Origin of the sequence: Desulfosporosinus paludis (genome assembly GCF_045689965.1) — a bacterium.
GTDB lineage: Bacteria > Bacillota > Desulfitobacteriia > Desulfitobacteriales > Desulfitobacteriaceae > Desulfosporosinus > Desulfosporosinus paludis.
In genome coordinates, this window is record NZ_CP144211.1 from 3,284,100 (window position 1) to 3,302,112 (window position 18,013).

An 18,013-nucleotide genomic window follows, 5' to 3' on the forward strand; every position below is an offset into this window, starting at 1 on the left:
AACGTAATCGGCTAGAATATATTAGATTAAGTGCTGCTATGAAGAAATGAATAGGGGGAATTATAAATGGGTTATCTAGTTCCTATGGTTGTGGAGCAAACAAATCGCGGAGAGCGCTCCTACGATATCTACTCTCGTCTGCTCAAAGATCGTATTATCTTTCTTGGGGGCGGCATTGACGATGACGTAGCTAATCTTGTCGTGGCCCAAATGCTTTTCCTTGAAGCAGAGGATCCGGAAAAAGACATTAACTTATATATCAACAGTCCAGGTGGTTCAATCACGGCTGGAATGGCGATCTATGATACTATGCAATATATTCGCCCTGATGTGCGTACAATATGCATCGGGATGGCAGCCAGCATGGGTGCCTTCCTGCTGACCGCAGGTGCCAAGGGAAAACGTGTGGCACTACCTAACTCTGAAGTCCTAATTCATCAGCCTTTGATTGGGGGACATGGTCTCTCGGGGCAAGCCACGGAAATCGAAATTCATGCGAAACAATTGCTCAGAACTAGGGCAAAGATGAACAAAATTATGTCCGAGAGAACAGGTCAACCCTTAGAAAAAGTTGAAAGAGACACCGAACGTGATTATTATATGACCGCTGAAGAGGCCAAAGAATATGGTTTGGTGGATCAGATCTTAGAAAAGACTGAACTTAAGAAGGAACCCCAAAGCTAGAAGTTAAAACTAGAAGCTAAAGCTAGAAATATCACGATAACTCTTAAGGCTGTAACAAAATCATCTTTGATTTGTTGCAGCCTTTAAATATGCAAGCAGTGATCTATTATTTTTAAGAAGATGATGTAATTCAACAGGATATTGGGTTGCTGTTGTAGAATAATGAAAAATTCAGACGGAATTTCCCAGCTAAAAGGAGTGAAGAAGTTGAATCTAACGAATAGAAGACTTGGATTTCAGGTTACGGCCTTAATGCTATTTATCGCTTTAGCCGCCGGGGTTGTCGGAGGAATTGGAATTTACGGGATGAATCAGATGCATAGTGCCTCAGATCAAGTATTCGAGCAAGATGTCGTTCCCATGAATCTGCTTTCTCAGATGCATTCCGATGCTCAGGCCTATCGCTCGGACGTTGTCTTGTCTGTCAGCGCCCGAACATCTGAAGAGCGTCAGAAATTCCTTAGTCAAGTCGACCAGAAGAAGGACGCTATGATCAGTCACATTGGCAAGTACGAAGCAATTCCTCGTTCTCCTGAAGAAGATACCGCCTGGAAACAGTTCAAGACCGCTTGGAATGATTATGTCACGGCTTCTCAGGTTACCATGCAAGACGCTGAAGATGACAGGATCAATGACGCCAAAGAAAATATGTACGGCGATGCCGGGACTAAGAATCAGTTGGCCACGGATATTCTTCAAAAAATGGTTGACGATAAGATGGCGAAAGTTAATGCCGACAGTATGGACAAAATGATGCAGATTTTCCGCAAGGCTTCATCGGTATCAATTATCCTGATCGTGGTTGACGTTATTGTCAGTGTTGTCATTGGTTGGCTGCTGAGCCGCGCCCTAGGTAGGATGATGAGTCACTTGCTGCAGAACGCCAAGGAAATTGCAGCCGGAGATATTGCCCGCAAGAAGAAAGCGCCTTGGAAAGTCTGGAACCGTGAAGAGCATCAATTGCAAATGGCCTTTGGCGATATGGTTCTCTCCTTGAGAGAAATCATGACGAAAGTGGCCAATATGGCCGGGCAGTTATCTCAGACAGCCAAAGAGATGCGCCTGGGAGCTGAACAATCCGCTAAGGTTTCCGAACAAGTTGCTTCATCTGCAAGTGAAATAGCTACGGAAGCTGAAATGCAAGTTCAGATTATGACCGAGAATCATGAACGAATGAGTCGGGTCATCGATGATATGAATCAGACGGAACAACATGCAGAACACGTCAGCCACGCTTCAAAACGCTCTGCAGAACTTGCGCACAAGGGAAACCAAGCCCTTGAGCAAGTGGTCAAACAGATGGATGATATCGAAAGTCAGGTTCATAATTTGAGTAAGGTGATTGGGGATGTGGACGAGAAATCAGAAGAAATTGCCAAAACTGTTCAAATTATCGATAGCATTGCCCAACAAACGAACCTGCTGGCCTTAAATGCTGCGATCGAAGCAGCACGTGCCGGAGAAAACGGTCGGGGCTTTGCCGTTGTAGCTGAAGAAGTCCGTAAACTTGCTGAACAAGTCCAGGCAAGCTTGGTAGACATTTCTCAACGGGTTCAAGAAATGCAGCAAACTTCGAAAAGTGCTCACCAAGGAATGAAGGCTAGTGTAGAAAGTGTTAATCAGGGAAGCAGTTATCTCAAGGAAATTTCGGAACAATTCACCGTGATTCTCAATTCTGTTGAAGAAAGCGCGGGATTGGCACAGAACATCGAATCAACCGTGCGAAAAGTTCAAGGGGATGGGGAACAGATTAAACTGGGTATGCAAAATGTTGTGCATCAAGCCGAATCCGCTTCAGCAGGAACACAAACCACAGCAGCAGCTGCAGAACAACAGAACGCCTCAGTGGAAGAATTGTTTGCCTCAGCAGAGAGCTTAAATGAATTAGCAAGCAATCTTAAGCATCTCATTGATTACTTTAAACTTTAAATGGGTAACGTATCTAAGAAATTGTGAAGCAACTCGAAGCCCAATCCGGCAAAGTACCATTCTGGGGCCATCTTTAGAGTTATATACCCATTAATGTTTAAACGATCGGTATAGTGCCAAGGACAATTTCCTATAATGCCTGCCAGTATCAAGCCACTGGAATATTCAATGCTCCAAATGATAACTAGGTAAATAGCTCCACGGGTCCACCAAGGTATGTCCCGAATCTTAGAATGCAGGGGTTCGAGAAATACTGCCAGTCCATAGATTGGCAGCATAACTAAGAAGGTAAACCCATGCATACTGTAATCTCCTTGGAGGAGAGAGGCGAGCCCTGTATAAATGACCTCAAGAACGAGGCCAACCATTCCGTAAATTATGAAGCGTCTAAATGTTTTCATAGGATTAGTATGGTTCAGCGAAATCGGACCATACATTTTATGGACAGGTAGGTTCTGGAAGACGAGGACTTCATGTCCTCGTTTTGCGTAGCCTAAGAAACTGAAAATATTCCACAGGAAAATAGACTTCTTAAAGAAAATAGTGAATGAGTTGAGAAGTTTTATTATATACATTAGGGGTAACTTAATTGTTGTAAAAAGGAGAGTCAAAGATGCGTAAAATTCGTAAAGCTGTGATACCAGCTGCAGGGTTGGGGACACGATTTTTGCCGGCAACAAAGGCACAACCTAAAGAAATGTTGCCTATCGTAGATAAACCGACGATTCAATACATTGTGGAGGAAGCTATTAAATCGGGGATTGAGGACATCATTATTGTGACAGGCCGCAATAAACGAGCCATAGAAGATCATTTTGACCGATCAATGGAACTTGAGGCCTATTTAGAAAAGAACTCGAAAGAAGAGCTTTTGGATCTGGTGCAAGATGTTGCCCGGATGGCGGATATCTATTACGTACGTCAAAAAGAAGCGTTGGGGTTAGGTCATGCAATCTATAGTGCACGTAAATTTATTGGGAATGAACCGTTTGCTGTTCTTTTGGGGGATGACATCATTTATTCGGAAGTGCCTGCACTGCGCCAAATGATGAATCATTATGAACGGTATGGTGCCAGCATCGTAGGAGTTCAGGAAGTTCCCCTCGAGGACATTTCCAAATATGGAATTGTCGATGGTGAAAAATTCGCGGATCGTTTATACCGGGCTAAGAATATGGTGGAAAAACCACGGCCTGAAGATGCACCGGAAACCCACTTAGCTATTATGGGACGATATATTTTAAATCCGGAGATATTTGATTTATTGGGGGTACTTCCACCGGGTAAGGGTGGGGAGATCCAGCTTACGGACGGAATTAAGGAACTTGGACGTTATCAGGAAATTTTGGCTTATGAATTTGATGGGCGCCGGCATGATGTGGGAGACAAACTGGGTTTTGTAGAGGCGACCATCGAATATGCTCTGCGCCGAGAAGACCTTGCGGAGGAACTTGCCGGTTACCTGCGAGAGCTAGTTCGAACGATTGATATAGGTGGTTAGGAAAATAGCAATTTTTTTGCTTAATGCTGCGAAATTTTCGCGAAATATCCGTATCAGAAAGCATCTGTTGGCAAATCACAACTATTGAGGACGGAAAATAGGTCAAGTCATACAGCAAAAGTGACAAGCTTCTCTCCTAAAAATTGGTAAAATACTCACGTACCAAGAAAAAAGATATAAGGAGGGAAGAGACCAATGAGGCCAATGGATAAGAAGCGGATAGTAACCGTTGCGGGAACGCTGGTTCTGGCAGGGGCTGTTGTTGCCGCCGGGGTTTATGGACCCAGTGTGTGGAAAGTATTTAGGCAGCAAAGCTCAATGTCAGACCAAGTTGTCATTCAAAATCCAGTTGTTGACGGCACCAATACATCTGTCAGCAATGCAGGTGCTGGAACCGGGACCGGAACCGGAACCGGTGCGGCGTTGCCTGACGGTACGGCACCGCCCGGAAAAGCTACGCCAACCGTGATTGCTCCTAGTACGATTAACACGCCCCCCCAGGGTGACACAGGTTCCAAAAATAAATATAGGGAACCGGATACGAATTTAATCGACTTGGCACCATCGGTTGCAGCGTACTTCGGAGAAAATGCTTTAAGCAATGATGCCAAAACGTTAGTCTTTGGCACAGCGTGGAACGTCCACCAATATGTGGATGGTTATCTTTATGGACCAGCAGCGGGTCCTCAGATGAACGAGCAAGATATTAAAAAGTACATCCTCTTTCACAAAACACTTTTGGACAAGCAATTAAAAAGCGAGGCTAATGCTGGCAAAGCAGCAGCTTTCACGAGCTACTTAGACGTCTTGCTAAACAGCGGAATTGATGCGTTTGATTCGAAAGATAAGGCTCGGATTGAACAATTCCATCAAGGAATTCACGATCTGGATGCGCACATTATGCGCAATGACACTAATTCCAAAATCTATGGGGCGACGCCGTTTGCAACCAAACGGACCTAATTCTAGGCCTAGTTATGTAGAGATGATAGGAATGATCTGAAGCTTAGTCAAAGCAATTGAAATGCCAGTAAACGCACTGAATTATTTCCATGGTGTAAACGGCTCCAGGAATTTTGCATAACGATATTTTAGTGAAATAAGGCTTTAACATGTCGAGATGACGCATGGAAGACCAAGTTTTTTAGAATAGAATCCTTGTTAATTAAAGGGATGATTCGGAAAAGAAATTTCTGTTCCTTATTACTGACAACTGAATAAACAACTGGATTCAGTAGACTGTGACCTTGCTTGACAGGGTTGAAAACTAATTTAGTTGTTGCCAAGCAATCATAAGAACAATTGAATAAGAAAGCGCAAGGCCTGCCCGAATGGACAGGCCTTGCGCTTTGATAAATATTTAACATAAATGTCTAAAATTCTTTTCAGCTGGTCATGCTAATACTAAAAATCCAGTTTGAAGGAGATTTTGGTCTTTATGCGTAAAATGAATTACTTAGTAGGTGCGTTGGTTTTAGGCCTAGGTGTCTTGGTTGGAACCCTGGGAATGTCTTTGCTTCCAAATTCAAGTTCCGCAACATCGTTTATTTCTAAGCTGCGAGGGCAAGAGAATGTTCATACAGTATCCGGTCCTGTTGCCGACTCAGCACAGGCCCCGCTTACTGCCAACATAATGCCGGATAGAGCGGCGGAAGAGCCCTCATCTTCAGATCAGAGTAATTCAGGTTCGAATTCTAATCTGAATCCGAATCTCAGTGGACAGCAAAATAATGCCCTTTCATCGGGCCAAAATGGAAGCAATAATAATGCGGTGCCTAACTCATTAAAGGAGCAAATTATTGCGGATTATAAGCAAGATATCGGGATATTTTTTGAGGCTTGGAAGTCAGTGGATATCGATACCTTTCGTCTTAAACTTGCCAAAGCCTATTCTGGTGAGTTGTTCGAAAAACATGCTCGCCGCGCAGAAGAATATCTTGTCCAAGGCATTGGCTTAGATGTCAGTCAGATCAACTTTGACCGTGTGGACGTGGAGAGTGCTGATGCCAACACGGCAACACTTCGAGTAGACTATCGTTACACGGCTAAAGATTACAATATTGCACAAGGTGAAGCCGTTGGAGACGCCCATGAGCAAAATGTCCATGTTCGGGTAAATCTCGTAAAAATGAATTCACGCTGGATGATTACCGGGGAGAGCAGTCTCAGCAATTAGAAAGAAGATCTTAAGGTTGTGCCGGACTCAATCGAGTCTGGCACAACCTTTTTTTAGTGCAGAACGCGTCAGTCTATGATAGACTAATGCTCGGTTAGAGACGATAGTTTGACTTATAGGAGGCCAAAACGTGGAAACCGTCTTAGTCCGGGAAACAGAACATCTTGAATGGGCTGACATATTAAAAGGACTTGGAATCTTGACTGTAGTATGGGGTCACGCAGGAAGCAAAATTTCTTTTTATATGTTTTGGTTTCATATGCCTTTATTTTTCTGGATTAGTGGCTATTTATACCGTTTCAAACCTAGGCAAAAGGGAATTCATTTTCCAATGCGCAAAGCCAAGCATCTTATGGTTCCTTATTTGTTTTATTTAGGGCTTTTGACACTTCTAGTCATAGCCTTTGATTTCTGGAAAGGTCAATCTGTGGTACAGTTCTGGAGTCAAAATTGGAAAGCCCTTTTATTGGGCGGAAGTCTCTTAGAAGGGGTTTATGCTACGTTTTGGTTTACAACTTGCTTGTTTTCAGTGCAAATTGTCTACGATCTTCTGTGCCGGAAAGTTTCCTCTCCATTACTTAAAGGGCTCTTTGTGCTAGGGTGCTTTTTCTCGGCTTATTGGGAATCCCGATATCGAGCGAGTGCTTTTATGCCCTGGAATCTGGATGTTGGGCTTTATGCCATCGTCTTCTATGCTTTAGGTCATGTTATGAGAAGAAATAAACTCTTGGAAGAGGCGAAACTCAGAAAGATTGTCTTTGGACTTTCCTGGATTATAGCATTGGGATTTATTTATTTATATGCGCATCACGTCCTTGATTATGGATTGGATATGAAACACCGTCAGTACTATTACTTTGGCACAAATCTTCTGCTTCCCATAGCCTTCACCTTGCTTCTTGTTCAGTTTAGCATGGCCTTGACAAGGATTCGGTCTGTAAACCAGGGACTCAGCTACATTGGAAAAGCAGCAATGGTGATTATGTACCTGCATCTCGGCTTCGTATACGCAGCAGGCCACTTTTTTGCTATCACCCCCGTCCGTTTTTTCGTCGTGGGAACGGTTGGGCCTCTTCTCTTTTATAAGGCCATTCAGTATGTACCCTATGGACCGTATTTAGCCTTAGGTGATTCTTCAAGGGGCTTTAGACATTCAAACCTTGGTTCGAATAGCTTCCCGAATACAACAGCATAAAATCAGCGGATCAAATCTTAACGAATACTTGCATCATCCTATAAGTTCACATATTGTTAGAGGGAAGAGTGATCCTGGGTGCGGAGATAGTTAATTAATTCTGCAAAGAGAGGAATCGCAGATAGAATGGATCAGCGAAATAGCATACGATCAAAATCGGGTAGAATTGAAGAAATTAATTTCCTAAGGGGATTTAGCATCCTAGCTGTTTTAGCAATTCATACAAGCGGCTATTTTACAGAGATCCAGCGTTATAATACCTTAACCCTCCTCAATATCTGGACAGACGTTCTTTCCCAATTTGCAGTACCTATGTTTATCGCCATTTCTGGTTTTGTTTTGGCCAAGAACTATCGTCAAAGTTTCTCTTTAACGAAGTTTTACCACAAGAGGGCTCTGGCGATCCTTCCGCAATATGTCATATTTTCCGTACTGTATACTGCCTTTAATCATTGGGGAGAAATGCACAGTAACTCACTCGTGACCAATCTGAAATTAATTGGTAAAAATATCCTCAACTCAGAGGCCTCCTATCATCTATGGTTTTTTGCAATTATTATCGAGCTTTATATAGCCTACCCCCTGATTATCAAAGCCTATGACTTCTGTAAAACGAGGGATTTATCGGAACACTTCCTTGCTGGAGTGTTCATCCTTCAAGTCCTTTGGATGGTGGGTACCCACACATCCTATGCCAACGTAATCAAGGTTAATGCTGTCGCTTATCTCTTTTATTTTAGTGTGGGAATTTACTCCAACGACCACTTTAGTGGGCTTAGAGGCTTGTCAAAGCGTCTGACGCCTATCTTGGGGACAATGACCTTGGCTTTAGCCTTCGGTGCTAGTTTCTTTATTGTCATCGGTTTGACTACAGGTCATAGGTATAACGAAATTCCACCTTATTTTACCATGGGTTCAGAACTGGTTTATCCGGCCTTAAGACTCGTAACCTTTCTATTTTTATGGAATTTAGCAGGTAAGTTGGCGAGTAAAAAAAATGCCTTGGCCAAAATTATGGCGAAACTTGGAGACTATTCTTTTGGAATCTATCTTATTCATCTTTTTTTTAATCAAACAACCATTAAAATTCTTGGCGGTCACCAAATAGGCCCTAATCAATGGATTTTTTACCCAGTTGTTTTCACTGTCACGCTGATATTTAGCTATGTTGGAGTTCGATTGATCAGTTTTTTGCCTTTTAGTTACTATTTGATTGGTTTGCGAAATCAAAAACTTCCCCGTAAGAAAATCGCTAAAAACAGCGCCAGGCCATAGTTTGCCTAGATCTTTAGAGTTGTAAAAGCAAGTAAGTTGTAGTAAACTTTAGAACGATAAAGTTCCATCGTTCGTGAAATTTAGAAGGGGCTGAGCTAAGTGTTATTTCGCAAACGTACACTGATTCTGATGCTGATTGATGCTCTGTTAATTAACTTAGCAGCCTTTGGCAGTTTTTATTTGCGTTTTGAAATATTTGGACATATTCCCTCAGAGTACTATCAAACATATTACCACACAGCCATAGTGGCAACGGTTTTGTACATAGCAGTTTTTTATGTCTTTGGCTTATATAATCGCCTTTGGCAGTACGCCAGCACCGGAGAGCTGCTTTCTATTGTTTATGCAGTAACCGTTGGAACAGGCGGAACGGTGGCAGTGGTTTACTATTATAGCGTTGTTTTGACCTCATTCCCGTTACGACTGCCAAATTCCGCAGCAATACTGCTGTGGATGGTCATGGTCTTCCTAATTGGTGGTTCGCGCTTTATTTGGCGGATTGTGCAGGAGAATGTCTTCGACCGTCATGTCCCAGGCTCTCAAAAACAAGTTCTGATTGTTGGTGCCGGTGATGCTGGAGTTTTGGCAGCTAGAGAACTGAAAAACCGCAACTATCGGGACGGGCGTCCGATTGGCTTTATCGATGACAACCGACAAAAGCTTAAGCTGCATTTGCTCGGGATTCCTGTTCTGGGAACGCGCAAAGATATTGCTCGTGTCGTCAAAGGGCATAATATTGATGAAGTGATTATTGCTATGCCTTCTGCCTCAGGAGAGTCAGTCCGGGAGATTGTGCAAATTTGCGAAAAGTCCGGTGTCGACCTGAAAATTATGCCAGGTGTTTACGATATCATCAGCGGAGATATTAATGTCAATCCGATACGTCAGGTCCAAGTGGAGGATTTACTGGGCCGAGACCCTGTTTCGGTTGACTTAGAAGAAGTAGCAGGATATGTTTCTGGGGAGACCGTTTTTATCACCGGAGCAGGCGGATCAATCGGGTCGGAAATCTGCCGCCAGGTTACCAAGTTTAATCCCGGGAAACTTGTTTTGATTGGGCACGGGGAGAACAGTATTTTTGACATTGAACAAGAACTTCGAGCGGAACACCCCGGCATTGACTATGTAACAGAAATCCTGGACATTAAAGACCGAGAAAAAGTTTTCTTAGTATTTAACCGATATAAGCCGGGTGTGGTTTTTCACGCGGCGGCCCATAAACATGTCCCTTTAATGGAGAGGAATCCCGAAGAAGCTCTGAAAAATAATGTCCTCGGAACTCAGAACCTGGCGGAAGCGGCTGATGAATACCGAGTGAAAACCTTTGTTTCCATTTCCACAGATAAGGCCGTTAATCCAACCAGTATCATGGGAGCGACCAAACGAACGGTTGAACTCCTCATTCAGAGCTTAGACCGTCGTTCGCAGACCAAATTTGTGGCTGTTCGCTTTGGCAATGTTTTAGGGAGTAATGGAAGTGTCATTCCAACCTTCAAGAGACAAATTGCCAAAGGGGGTCCGGTCACTGTCACTCATCCGGAGATGGTGCGCTATTTCATGACGATTCCGGAAGCTTCCCAATTAGTCATCCAAGCTGGGGCTATGGCCCAGGGCGGGGAAATTTTCATTTTAGATATGGGTAAACCTGTTAAAATCTTAGATTTAGCCAAAGACTTAATTCGACTCTCAGGTTTTGAACCTGATGTCGATATTAAGATACAATTCACGGGGATTCGGCCGGGAGAAAAACTCTACGAGGAATTGCTGACAGCTGAGGAAGGCATAACGTCCACGAAACACAGCCGAATATTTGTCGCAAAGCCAAGCTTTATTGATGTGAGCCTCTTGGAAGACCTCACGCATACAGTTCGAGAGCGAGGCAGTTCTTTAACGAGAGATGAAGTGATCTCCTTGTTGCAGACTGTCATTCCGACCTTTCGTAAGAAAAATACTAACGCAGTAGCCAAATAAGGAGGAATTTAACAATAATGATGAGCGTGCAGAACGTGATTTCCAGTGAGGATGTTATCGCTAAAGCTCTTAAAGAAAAAATCTTAAAACACGAGGCTCGAATTGGGGTTATCGGCTTAGGGTATGTGGGCCTTCCTTTAGCTGTGGAAAAGGGTAAAGTCGGTTTTCCTGTCATTGGTTTCGACATTAATTCGTTACGTGTCAACCGAGTGAATGCTGCTGATAACTATATTGGGGATGTCAAAGATGAGGACTTGCGGGATATCGTGGGGAAGGGGTTATTGACTGCTACCACGGAGTTTTCTCGTTTAGCTGAATGTGATGTCGTGATCATCTGTGTCCCCACGCCGTTAACGATTACCCGTGATCCTGATATTTCCTACATCGAAGCTTCCTCGGAACAGATTGCCAAATATCTCCGTCCGGGACAGTTAATTACGCTGGAAAGTACGACTTACCCTGGCACAACAGAGGAAGTCATTCTTCCGCTCTTGGAAAAGTCAGGCCTCAAAGTGGGAAAGGACTTTTTCCTTGCTTTCTCGCCCGAGCGGGTTGACCCTGGCAATAAACGCTTCAGCACGAAAAACACATCTAAAGTAGTAGGGGGAATGACGCCCGTCTGCCTGGAGATTGCTTATGCCCTGTACATGCAGACCATCACGAATGTTGTGCCTGTTTCCTCACCTGCGGCCGCTGAACTGACCAAGGTCTTTGAAAACACCTATCGGGCCGTAAACATTGCCATGGTCAATGAGCTCATGATGCTCTGTGACCGGATGGGAATTGACATCTGGGAAGTCGTCGAAGCTGCAGGCACGAAACCCTTCGGTATTCAAACCTTCTATCCAGGACCGGGAGTGGGTGGTCATTGTATCCCCATCGATCCGTTCTACCTGACTTGGAAAGCCCGCGAATATGATTTCCATACCCGGTTCATTGAATTGGCAGGGGAAATTAATGTCGAGGTATCCTATTACGTTGTCAACAGGATAGTCAGAGCGCTCAACGACGAAAACAAGAGCTTAAAAGATGCTAAGATCCTTGTTCTTGGTGTGGCCTACAAGAAAGATATTGATGATGTTCGTGAATCGCCGGCTTTGAAAATTATGGAACTTTTACGCAAACAAGGTGCTAATATCACCTACCATGACCCTTATATACCGGTTATCGAGCCCCATGGCGGAAGCACTATGCGCCTCGAGAGCGTTCCTCTGTCGGATGAAGTGTTGGCAGAGGCGGATGGTGTTCTGATTTTAACGGATCATAGTGCTGTTGATTATGAGCGCGTGGTCGAGAAGGCAAAACTTGTCGTGGATACCCGCAATGCTACGAAAAACGTCCTGGAAAGTCGTGAGAAAATCGCCAAAATCTAAGTGGATACGATTAAAGCAAAGACATTTAAAAGTTATTGAGAGACTTGGGTTTAAGGGGAATCAATAGATTCCCCTTAAACCTGTATATCAGAACAGTTATATTTTACCATCTCGTATAAGATATAAATTAGATTAATCGTAACCAGAAATTCCATTCCCTCCTTTAGGAAAATTTTAAAAGAAAAGAGCTGTTAATATTATGAGCGAAGAAAAAAAGATGCGGTTTGCAATTATTGGCTGCGGGCGGATTGCCCCCAAACATGCTGAGTCCATCGTTGCTCTCCCAGAAGCAGAATTGGTCGCAGTATGCGACATACTACCTGAACAGGCTCAGAAATTTGCCGATAAATACGGAGCTGATCCTTATACGGATTACAAGGAAATGCTCAAAAGAACAGATATTGATGTTGTGACCATAGCCACTCCCAGTGGATTGCATGCTGAAATTGGAATTGCTGCAGCGGAGGCAGGGAAACATATTCTCGTGGAAAAACCAATGGCTATGACGTTGAAAACAGCTGATGCCATGATTGCGGCCTGCCAAAAGGCCGGTGTCAAATTAGGCGTTATTCACCAGAACCGTTTTAACGCATCGATAAAGCTTCTGCGTAAAGCACTTGAGGATGGCCGCTTTGGCAAATTGACTCATGGACAAGCGACTGTTCGCTGGAACCGAAATGATAATTATTATACTCAGGCCCCTTGGCGGGGGACGAAACTTCAAGATGGCGGAGTCCTAATGAACCAATCTATCCACAACATCGACTTGTTGCAATGGATGTTTGGACCCGTGGAATCTGTTTTTGGATATACTGCGACGTTTATGCGCAAAATTGAAATGGAAGACATGGGCGCGGCCGTGATTAAGTTTAAGAGCGGCGCTATCGGTCTTATTGAAGCAGCCTCTACGATTTATCCGAAGAACATTGAAGAGACTCTGAATGTTTTTGGAGAGACCGGATCTGTGATTGTCGGTGGAATCGCAGTCAACCGAATTGAAGTCTGGGAATTACCGGACAGTGCCGAAGAGCAGAAAGAGATTTTTGAAAGTCAGGAAGTTGATCCGCCCAACGTCTATGGGTTTGGACATAGAGAACTTATCCTGGATATGATTCACGCCATTCGAGAAGAACGAACGCCAGCTATACCAGGCGAGGAAGGGCGTAAAGCCCTGGAAATTATCCTGGCTATCTACAAATGCCAGGAGACGAAAGAACCGGTTGTGTTCCCTTTAACTGTTGAGTAGAGGTCATACGAAAGGAGCTAACGCAATGAATCAGCAGATCGCCCCTAATGCAGCCATTCCATCGAGTGTTAAGGTTGGACCCTTTTGCGTGATCGGAGAAAACGTCGTGCTAGGGGAGAATGTGGTCTTAGGAGTGGGGTGCGTTCTAGGCAATGGAGCAAAAGTGGGTGCAGGAAGCGAACTCGGGAACTACGTTACTGTAGGCTCTGGAGCAGAGCTTGGGCTTCGTTCCAGAGTTGGTGATCATAGTACGATCTATGCAAATACAGTGCTTGGTGAGGATGGTTTTATAGGCAGCAACTCTTCCATCGGACGATCGCCAAAGGCTGCCGCTACGAGTACAGTAAAAGTACAGACAAACCTCCCTCCTCTTAAGATGGGAGATGGATACACTATCGGATGTTCAGCAGTACTTTATGCAGGGACAAGCTATGGTGAGAAGGCTTTTATCGGGGATGGAGCAGTTGTCCGGGAACGGTGTTCGATTGGTCAAAACGTTGTCATCGGAAGCGGAGCAGCTGTGGAGAATGATACGAAGATCGGCTCCTTTACTAAGATTCAAACAGGCTCATACATCACTGCTTATATGGAAATCGAAGAGCGCGTATTTATTGCCCCCATGGTTACGACGACAAACGACAACTATATGGGACGCACAGAAAAGCGTTTTAAAGCGATTAAAGGTGCAACGATTCAGAGAGGCGCCAGAATCGGCGGAGCTTCTATCCTTTTACCTGGTGTAAAAGTTGCCCTGAGACCTTTGTGGCCGCGGGAGCCTTAGTCACTAAAGACACCTCAGAAAAACGTGTGCTTAAAGGCTTCCCTGCCAAGGATATGCGGGAAGTGCCCGAAGATGAACTTTTACCCTGATGGGCCAGGGGTTACATATTTGCGGCCAACGGCGGATGTCGAGAGAGTGATGGAAATTGCAGCTCGCAACAACAGATCGCAGCCTTGGTAACTAGGTTTGGAAACAAGGAGGATAAAGATAGATGTTCTGGAACACAGGGGTTACACGCACAAACTCAAATAAATTGCTGCTTATTCTTGCCATCATGCTATCCGCCATGCTCTTGCCTTCAATTGAAATCCACCCCAGTCTCCCTCGTCTTCGCTTAGATGATGTCCTGATTTTCGGGGTATTTGCACTCAATGTATTCCTGTGGCTAATTTATCGCTCCCCATCAGATTACAATCTCGGGTTATCCTATCATGAGGACCAATCTCGTGCAATAAGAGCAGTTTCAAATGTTTTTTTGCTTTTCCTTGGCTCTATGGTTCTGTCGAACCTATTTGCCGTACTTTTTTGGCGGCTGCATTTCGGCTTAAGGGATGTCATGGAAGGAGTTACTCTTGCCAAATACTATCTCGTCGCAACACTGGCGCTTTCCCTGGATTTACAGGAAGGAGAGTTCAGTATTTTGCGCAAAACCTTCCTCGTAGGGTTTGGAATCATCATGGTCCTTTCCTGGAGTCAGTTTTTGAATTTAGCGAATGTTAACGCTTGGCTAACTCCTTTTTTTGCTCAGTCTCACTTGGATAACCTTGTGAATGCCAACCCTCCTCGCGTTTTAGGTACCTTTGATAACCCTAATGTCATGGGGATCTTTTCTGTCCTAACCCTAACCTTATTTGTGACCTTGTTTTATTTCCGGGAAAATGAGCGTTTGAAGGCAGTACTCCTCTTTGTGGCAGTAGGGCTTACTATTAAGTTAGTCTTTATGACGATTTCACGAACCGCTCTTTTGGCGACAGCGCTCGTGCTGGCAGTGCTGAGTCTTTGGTCCTTGTTTAAATATAGGTGGAAAAAGGACATGCTTTTAAAGGTAGGAGCTTTGTTCATTTTGACGTTGCTGATTTTCTTTACCTCGCCGCGTGAATTCACAACTCGCATAAATGAAGCGACTGATCTGCAGACAAGCACTTCGGCCCAAGGGCATTTTTTACGAGCAGGAAATGCCTTTGAACTCATTAAGGAATCCCCTATTTTGGGCTGGGGCACTGCTAAAACAACGATGACGACCCTGGTTGATGATGAGTATGCTTTGATAACTCGGCGCTATGGAATCATCGGTTTAGTGTTGTATTTTTGGTTTTTCCTGCGGCCGGTTAAGGCTGCAATCGGGAAAGTCGGACTATTTAACTTCTCAGCCTCGGATCAGGGGATGCGGGAGACAAAAATTATGCTTTGCATCGCTTTTGTGGCGGCAACTGCGGCGGTCTTTGTCTATAACATTACTGCCGGAATATTTTATAATCTTCAGTTGATGACCTTATTTGCCTTATTTATGGGCTTAATTTATAGAATAGAAGGGGAAAGCGTTTGAAAGCCTGCATTTTAACCACGGCTCACTCTCCTTTCGATGAGCGTATTTTTCATAAGGAAGCCCGCAGTTTAACAGAGGCGGGATATGAAGTGGTCATAGTGGCGCCTTACGAAACCTCGCTGATCAAAGAAGGGATTCGGATTCAGGCCGTGCCGCCGCTTTCTGCCAGAGCAGATCGGATTTGGCGCTTGAACTCTCTTTATCGAACAGCACTTCAGGAAAATGCGGACATCTATCATTTCCATGACCCGGATTTGATACCGGTAGGATTGCGCTTAAGTCGTAAACACGGCAAACCGGTTGTTTATGATGTGCATGAATATTATGGAGACAGCCTTCTCACGCGTTATTGGATTCCCAGACCTTTGCGCAAGCTTGTCGCAAGGACGGTTGATCTGCTTGAAAAAAGGGCAGCACGTTCCTTTGCCGGTATTATAACCGTCAATGGCCATATGGCTGAGCTTTTTCAACGGGAAAACCCAGAAGGGGCAATTTTGCATAACTATCCTCTTAAACGTCAGTTTGAATTCCCCCGGCCGGAAAGGATTAAACCTCCCGTGATTTTATATCTCGGTGGGATTAACCGGGAACGGGGCTTGGAGATCATCCTGCGGGCGATGCCTTTAGTGCGGGCTAAACACCCCGAAGCTGTGTGTGAATTAGTGGGACCGGCAGAGACTGAGGACTTGGGACCGGAATTTTCGCAGCTTGACCCTTGGCTGGAGCGCGGAGGGGTGCATCTGCGCGGGAAGATACCCTATGAACAAGTTCCGGGTGTCTTGGCCCAGAGTTCCATCGCCCTCGTGCCTTTGCTGCCGACCTTGAATTACCGTAAAGCGATCCCTGTAAAACTCCTGGAATATATGGCAGCAGGTTTGCCTGTGGTTGGTTCCCGCTTTGGTTATATTGAAGAAATTGTTGAAAAAAATCAGTGCGGGTTGCTTAATGAGCCTGGAGATCCGGAAAGCCTCGCTCAAGATATTTGCACTTTGATTGAAAACCCGCAAAGGTCTTTAAATTATGCCAAAAATGGTTGGGATGCCTTCCAACGAGAATATACCTGGGAGAAAGAACAAAGCAAACTAATCAAGCTCTATGAGCGAATTTTGGCTGCGAGGAATCCGTAAGATGCGTGTGTTAATGTTATCTCATATGTACCCGAATTCCGTATCCCCATTGGGAGGGATTTTTGTACGTCAACAGGCGGCTGCTTTGACTCAGCTTGGGGTCGATGTGAGGATAGTGGCGCCCGTTCCTTGGGTGCCAGGTTTAATGTCCGGACGGGGAAAGTGGGGAGGATATCCTGCGGTCCCCTTTTTGGAACAGCCGGACGGGTTTCCGGTCTTTCATCCTCGAGTCCTGGAGTTTCCGCGCTCGATGTTTTTTGAGTATTATCCTGAGACCTTCGCGTACGGCATACGAAAGGTCTTTCTCGAACAGATCAGACAAGGTGTGGATTTGATCCATGCCCATGTCGCCCATCCAGACGGAGCGGCTGCTTGGAAATTTGGCCAAAAGTATCATCTGCCTGTCGTCGTAACGATTCATGGCCAGGATTTTGCGTATACTCTGAAGCGCAGCCGGGCCTGTGCGGAAAGTGTTCGAGCGACACTTAAAGGAGCCTCGCAAGTAATCCTGGTCAGTGAAAAGCTAAAAAACCAATATGGTTTGGAAACCTGGGCAGATACTTTGACTAAGTATAAGGTGATTTATAATGGCGTGGATTTGGAAGAAGAAATCCCCATGGAAAACCCTTCTAAAGTAGCAGATCGACATCGCCTTCTAAGCGTAGGATTTTTACGTCCAGACAAAGGACATGCTATGGTATTGCAGGCGCTTCCTGAATTGATCCGAGAATTTCCTGATTTAGACTATCGAATTGTAGGCGATGGGTCGGAACGCCAGAGTTTGGAAGCCCTCGCAAAGGAATTAGGACTTGATAGGCATGTCGTATTCTTGGGGAGCTTGCCTCACCATGAGGCTATGCGTGAAATGTCTGAATGCGACGTTTTTGTTTTACCGAGTTGGAAGGAAGCTTTTGGAGTTGTTTATCTCGAAGCGCTGGCCCATGGCAAACCAATTATCGGTACTCAAGGGGAAGGAATCGCGGAGGTTTTAGATAAGACTGAGGTGGGTATAGCAGTCCCTCCTAAGAATGTGCAGGCTATTATCGCTGCGATACGTGAGCTTTTCAGGCATCCGAAACGAGCACAAGAGATGGGAGCTCGAGGGAAAGCGCTTGTTAACCGTGAATTTACTTGGCGCCACAATGCCCAGAAGACCCTTGAAGTTTATCAGGAAGCTCTAAAAGCCCATTAGGGAAACTTACATACCAT

Annotated in this window: 14 protein-coding genes and 1 pseudogene; 14 read left to right on the forward strand and 1 reads right to left on the reverse strand. The window is 44.7% G+C overall.

Translation table 11 applies throughout. The features are described 5' to 3' along the window. Positions 1 to 66: 66 nt before the first annotated feature. A complete protein-coding gene (gene clpP, locus VZF35_RS16430; RefSeq protein WP_407306553.1) occupies positions 67 to 684 on the forward strand; it encodes an ATP-dependent Clp endopeptidase proteolytic subunit ClpP in 618 nt (205 codons plus the stop codon). A 198-nt stretch (positions 685 to 882) separates the two neighbouring features. Continuing rightward, positions 883 to 2,613: a methyl-accepting chemotaxis protein gene (locus tag VZF35_RS16435; protein ID WP_407314654.1), complete on the forward strand. Its 1,731-nt coding sequence runs from the start codon at positions 883 to 885 to the stop codon at positions 2,611 to 2,613. Here VZF35_RS16435 and VZF35_RS16440 read toward each other — a convergent pair. Continuing rightward, a complete protein-coding gene (locus tag VZF35_RS16440) occupies positions 2,610 to 3,188 on the reverse strand; it encodes a putative ABC transporter permease (protein WP_407306555.1) in 579 nt (192 codons plus the stop codon). The genes VZF35_RS16435 and VZF35_RS16440 overlap by 4 nt on opposite strands. A gap of 38 nt (positions 3,189 to 3,226) precedes the next feature. On the opposite strand from VZF35_RS16440, the gene galU reads away from it, so the two are divergent. The 12 genes and pseudogenes from galU (at position 3,227) to VZF35_RS16500 (ending at position 17,996) form a co-directional block, all read left to right on the forward strand. Next, on the forward strand, positions 3,227 to 4,114 hold the full coding sequence (gene galU, locus VZF35_RS16445) for a UTP--glucose-1-phosphate uridylyltransferase GalU (RefSeq protein WP_407306557.1): 888 nt from the start codon (positions 3,227 to 3,229) through the stop codon (positions 4,112 to 4,114). 195 nt (positions 4,115 to 4,309) lie between these two features. Beyond that, a complete protein-coding gene (locus tag VZF35_RS16450; RefSeq protein ID WP_407306559.1) occupies positions 4,310 to 5,077 on the forward strand; it encodes a hypothetical protein in 768 nt (255 codons plus the stop codon). A gap of 475 nt (positions 5,078 to 5,552) precedes the next feature. Further along, a complete protein-coding gene (locus tag VZF35_RS16455) occupies positions 5,553 to 6,290 on the forward strand; it encodes a hypothetical protein (protein ID WP_407306561.1) in 738 nt (245 codons plus the stop codon). 130 nt (positions 6,291 to 6,420) lie between these two features. After that, a complete protein-coding gene (locus VZF35_RS16460; protein ID WP_407306563.1) occupies positions 6,421 to 7,485 on the forward strand; it encodes an acyltransferase family protein in 1,065 nt (354 codons plus the stop codon). Positions 7,486 to 7,611: 126 nt separating this feature from the next. After that, complete coding sequence (locus tag VZF35_RS16465) at positions 7,612 to 8,760, forward strand: acyltransferase (RefSeq protein WP_407306565.1); 1,149 nt, start codon at positions 7,612 to 7,614, stop codon at positions 8,758 to 8,760. 99 nt (positions 8,761 to 8,859) lie between these two features. Continuing rightward, complete coding sequence (locus VZF35_RS16470) at positions 8,860 to 10,731, forward strand: polysaccharide biosynthesis protein (RefSeq protein ID WP_407306568.1); 1,872 nt, start codon at positions 8,860 to 8,862, stop codon at positions 10,729 to 10,731. Positions 10,732 to 10,748: 17 nt separating this feature from the next. After that, the gene (locus tag VZF35_RS16475) at positions 10,749 to 12,104 is read left to right on the forward strand and encodes a nucleotide sugar dehydrogenase (protein WP_407306570.1); all 1,356 of its coding nucleotides are present in this window, start codon (positions 10,749 to 10,751) and stop codon (positions 12,102 to 12,104) included. Between the two features lie 199 nt (positions 12,105 to 12,303). Further along, positions 12,304 to 13,350 carry a Gfo/Idh/MocA family protein gene (locus tag VZF35_RS16480; RefSeq protein WP_407306573.1) on the forward strand — a complete coding sequence of 349 codons (1,047 nt, stop codon included), beginning with the start codon at positions 12,304 to 12,306 and terminating at the stop codon, positions 13,348 to 13,350. A 25-nt stretch (positions 13,351 to 13,375) separates the two neighbouring features. Next, positions 13,376 to 14,220 (forward strand): annotated as a pseudogene (locus tag VZF35_RS16485) (DapH/DapD/GlmU-related protein). A gap of 122 nt (positions 14,221 to 14,342) precedes the next feature. Then, a complete protein-coding gene (locus VZF35_RS16490) occupies positions 14,343 to 15,677 on the forward strand; it encodes an O-antigen ligase family protein (RefSeq protein WP_407306575.1) in 1,335 nt (444 codons plus the stop codon). Next, positions 15,674 to 16,804: a glycosyltransferase family 4 protein gene (locus tag VZF35_RS16495; protein ID WP_407306578.1), complete on the forward strand. Its 1,131-nt coding sequence runs from the start codon at positions 15,674 to 15,676 to the stop codon at positions 16,802 to 16,804. The genes VZF35_RS16490 and VZF35_RS16495 overlap by 4 nt, the downstream gene beginning before the upstream one ends. Then, complete coding sequence (locus VZF35_RS16500; protein WP_407306581.1) at positions 16,773 to 17,996, forward strand: glycosyltransferase family 4 protein; 1,224 nt, start codon at positions 16,773 to 16,775, stop codon at positions 17,994 to 17,996. Before VZF35_RS16495 ends, VZF35_RS16500 begins: the two co-directional genes overlap by 32 nt. Positions 17,997 to 18,013: the final 17 nt, after the last annotated feature.